This window comes from Priestia endophytica (genome assembly GCF_026790145.1).
In the GTDB taxonomy this organism is placed as follows: domain Bacteria; phylum Bacillota; class Bacilli; order Bacillales; family Bacillaceae_H; genus Bacillus_I; species Bacillus_I endophytica_A.
In genome coordinates this window covers 1-2,824 of record NZ_JALAMS010000048.1, presented here as the reverse complement: position 1 = coordinate 2,824, position 2,824 = coordinate 1, and the positions used below count along the sequence as shown (strand labels likewise).

Annotated in this window: 3 protein-coding genes and 1 pseudogene; 3 read left to right on the top strand and 1 reads right to left on the bottom strand. The window is 32.2% G+C overall.

What is annotated here, in order from left to right; genetic code table 11:
• Positions 1-667 (bottom strand): annotated as a pseudogene (locus MOC86_RS23815) (IS6 family transposase); the annotation flags it as partial.
• Between the two features lie 202 nt (positions 668-869).
• Between MOC86_RS23815 and MOC86_RS23810 the strand changes: the two are divergent.
• The 3 genes from MOC86_RS23810 to MOC86_RS23800 all read left to right on the top strand — a co-directional run bounded on the left by MOC86_RS23810 (position 870) and on the right by MOC86_RS23800 (position 2,639).
• Positions 870-1,205 (top strand): hypothetical protein, encoded by a 336-nt coding sequence (locus MOC86_RS23810; protein WP_268586407.1) that lies wholly within the window; start codon positions 870-872, stop codon positions 1,203-1,205.
• Positions 1,177-1,482 carry a DUF3967 domain-containing protein gene (locus MOC86_RS23805; RefSeq protein ID WP_268586406.1) on the top strand — a complete coding sequence of 102 codons (306 nt, stop codon included), beginning with the start codon at positions 1,177-1,179 and terminating at the stop codon, positions 1,480-1,482. The genes MOC86_RS23810 and MOC86_RS23805 overlap by 29 nt, the downstream gene beginning before the upstream one ends.
• Positions 1,483-2,093: 611 nt before the next feature.
• A complete protein-coding gene (locus MOC86_RS23800; protein WP_268586405.1) occupies positions 2,094-2,639 on the top strand; it encodes a MerR family transcriptional regulator in 546 nt (181 codons plus the stop codon).
• The last annotated feature ends 185 nt before the right edge of the window (positions 2,640-2,824 follow it).

Here is a 2,824-nt window from a genome sequence, read left to right as displayed (position 1 = left end):
ACCTAAGAGGGATAATATCACACAAAGCAAGTTGTCCTTTTTTAATGATATACATAGCTTCTATTCCTGAGGGAATAGATTTAGTTGTATGAAAGGATTTCAATCCTAAAACTGAACGAACCCTCTGTTTAATGAGACGATGATCTTGTTCCACAATGCTATTAAGGTATTTTATCTGCCTTAGTTGGATGCCTACAGGCATTTTTTTCTCCTTCTCTACTTCTTCAATCGCCCTAGGATAGGATGGATTCTTGTCTACTGTAATAACACGGGGTTTTGAAACATGAAAAGACTGCAAAGTTTTCTTGAAAAATCGCTTTGCAGCCTGATGGTTCCTTGTTTTGCTTAAATAGAAATCAATCGTATTTCCTTCTGAATCACCTGCACAATATAGATACATCCATTGACCTTTGACTTTCACATATGTCTCATCGACTCGCCAAGAATCATTAGTTGGCTTAAGATGACCTCGCACTCTCCTATCTAATTCAGGAACATAATGATGAACTCAGCGCATGATGGTTGTATGAGCAATAGATAGTCCGCTTTCTTCCATCATTTCGACTACATCACAAAAACTGGGGTTATACCGTAGGTACCATCTGACGGTTAATAAAATAAGGTTGGGTTGATAATGTTTCCCCTTGAATAAATTTTGCCTTTCCATACTGATTACATCCTTTTTTAAAATACTAGTATCAGTATGTCCAAGTTTTGGAGGTTACTTGCAGATATTTCGGGATTTTTACATCGGAACCTTAAAATCCTTATATAAGGATTTTATTGTGATTGACCACTTGTTTAGAATAGGAAGGAGAATAATATTCTAAGTCGAAAGAGTTGTTAAATACAGTTTTATATATAATGGTTTGAATATAGCGAGAATAGACGGTGAACAAATACCAGAACAAGCAAATGAAGTAGTTTATCCTGGTGGTGAAGTATCTAAGAATTTTGGAATTGCGCGCAGCTCTTTAACTAAATATTGTATTGCTCTAAGGAATAAAGGATATAGATTTAGAGGAGCTAATAATTCTAAGGCACTTACTAGTAAAGACACTTTACCGATTCAGAGAATGAAAGATCTAATACAAGATAAAAGTATGATTATGGAAACAGCAGGAAATGTAGTATTATCAATGCTTCCTGAGAATGAGAGAACAGGTCCTATTCTTGATGAGAACAAGAAGCACCTTAGGGAATAATCATACTGCTGTTCCAGTAGTATCAAATCATTTAAAATATAGTGAAGACATTTCTAATAAATTAAATCCTATGGAAAAGGAACTCAAGGATTTAAAAGTTCAAAATGAACTTTTTCAGAATCAAAATATACAGTTAAAACAGACTATGGATAAAAGTTTAAACAATAGAGATGAAAATTTCTCATCCTTAATCCATGAGGTGCAGGAAACAAAAAGAACAATCCCTTCATCCCAAGAGAAAAAGAAAGGATTTTTTTCGAAACTATTTGAAGATTAGATAAAAATCTCCTTTATAAATGTAAATAATAGTGTCTTCCTTTTTTAGTAAAATTGCGTTTCCGGCGTTTAATTACTAGATCTGTCCTAAGAAAAGCCCAAGAAATATCAGTTCTACCTCTTATAGAATAACCAGCTAATAAAAGCTCAGGTGTTATTCCATTATAGAGCACGATTGTATAATAACAGAATGTTTAGAAACAACTTTATTGTCACCAAGTTTGATTGCGATATTTGGGTTAGAATAAAAAATCTCCTTTAAAGGAGATTTTTTATTTTTCATGATATGTAAGGTTTTTTTTTAAAACAAGTAATGTTCTTCTCACCCTCTATTTAAATAGCAATTCGTCGATAGAATTACAAGACTAAATCTTATATTTTTTTCGTAAGAAAATAATTAGCCTGAAGGCTATAATAAGCACCTAAAGGTGTTTAATTATTTAATAAAGACTTACAAAAATATAGATGAGAAACTAGAATTTAATATAAGATTTCAAATCTAGAAAAAAATATAGAGGAACTGGATTCTAGATATAGAAATAGGTCAGTCATATCAATAGTTTATACCAATTCTAGCTTTTAATTTTTGAGGTGATTATCCTGGAAAAAATATTGGAAGATGATAATAAGAAGGAAACCCTTTATTCTGCAAAAGAGACATCAAAAAGAACAGGATTAAGTGTAGATTTGTTGCGTCTCTATGAGAAAGAATTCAATTTAGAAATTCCAAGAACAAATGGAAATCATAGAAGATACACTGTAGAAAATATTGAGAAGCTTACGGAGATAAAAAAGAAGATTCAGGAACAAAATTGGTCTTATAAAATGGTGCAACAATGGTTGAATGGAGAGGAGTTAGAACTAGAAGAACCAAATATACAATCTGATATAAAAAAGAAATTAAATAATCAGGAGGAAATGATTAAATCTTTACTAGAACATAATCAAAAACAAGAACAATTTAATAAAGCTTTAATTCAAAGATTAGATGAACAGAGAAAAGTTATAACGCAATTATCTTCTAACCTTGAACAGCAGCAAAGCTATATTGAAAATAAACTGGAGAAACGTGATCAATTGTTACTTGAAAGTATTAAGAAGACACAGGAAGAACATAAAAAACGTGGAGGGATATTCCAGAGATTATTCCAGAAATAAGTGCATAAACTCCCTAGTTTTTATGCACTCTTTTTGCGTGGATGGATCCTAGAAAGCTTGCTAACTCAACGATGTATAAAAACCTGCATAAAGGAGAAAAAAGAGAAGTCGCAGACTCCTTGTCCCACAAGGAGTCTGCGCTTTGTTAACTTCCTCTAAGATGTATTATGGTGCGACAAGAAGTC

Excerpts from the sequence above, each read along its gene's own strand:
- MOC86_RS23805 (WP_268586406.1), top strand. The coding sequence starts at position 1,177 with ATGAGAACAAGAAGCACCTTAGGGAATAATCATACTGCTGTTCCAGTA.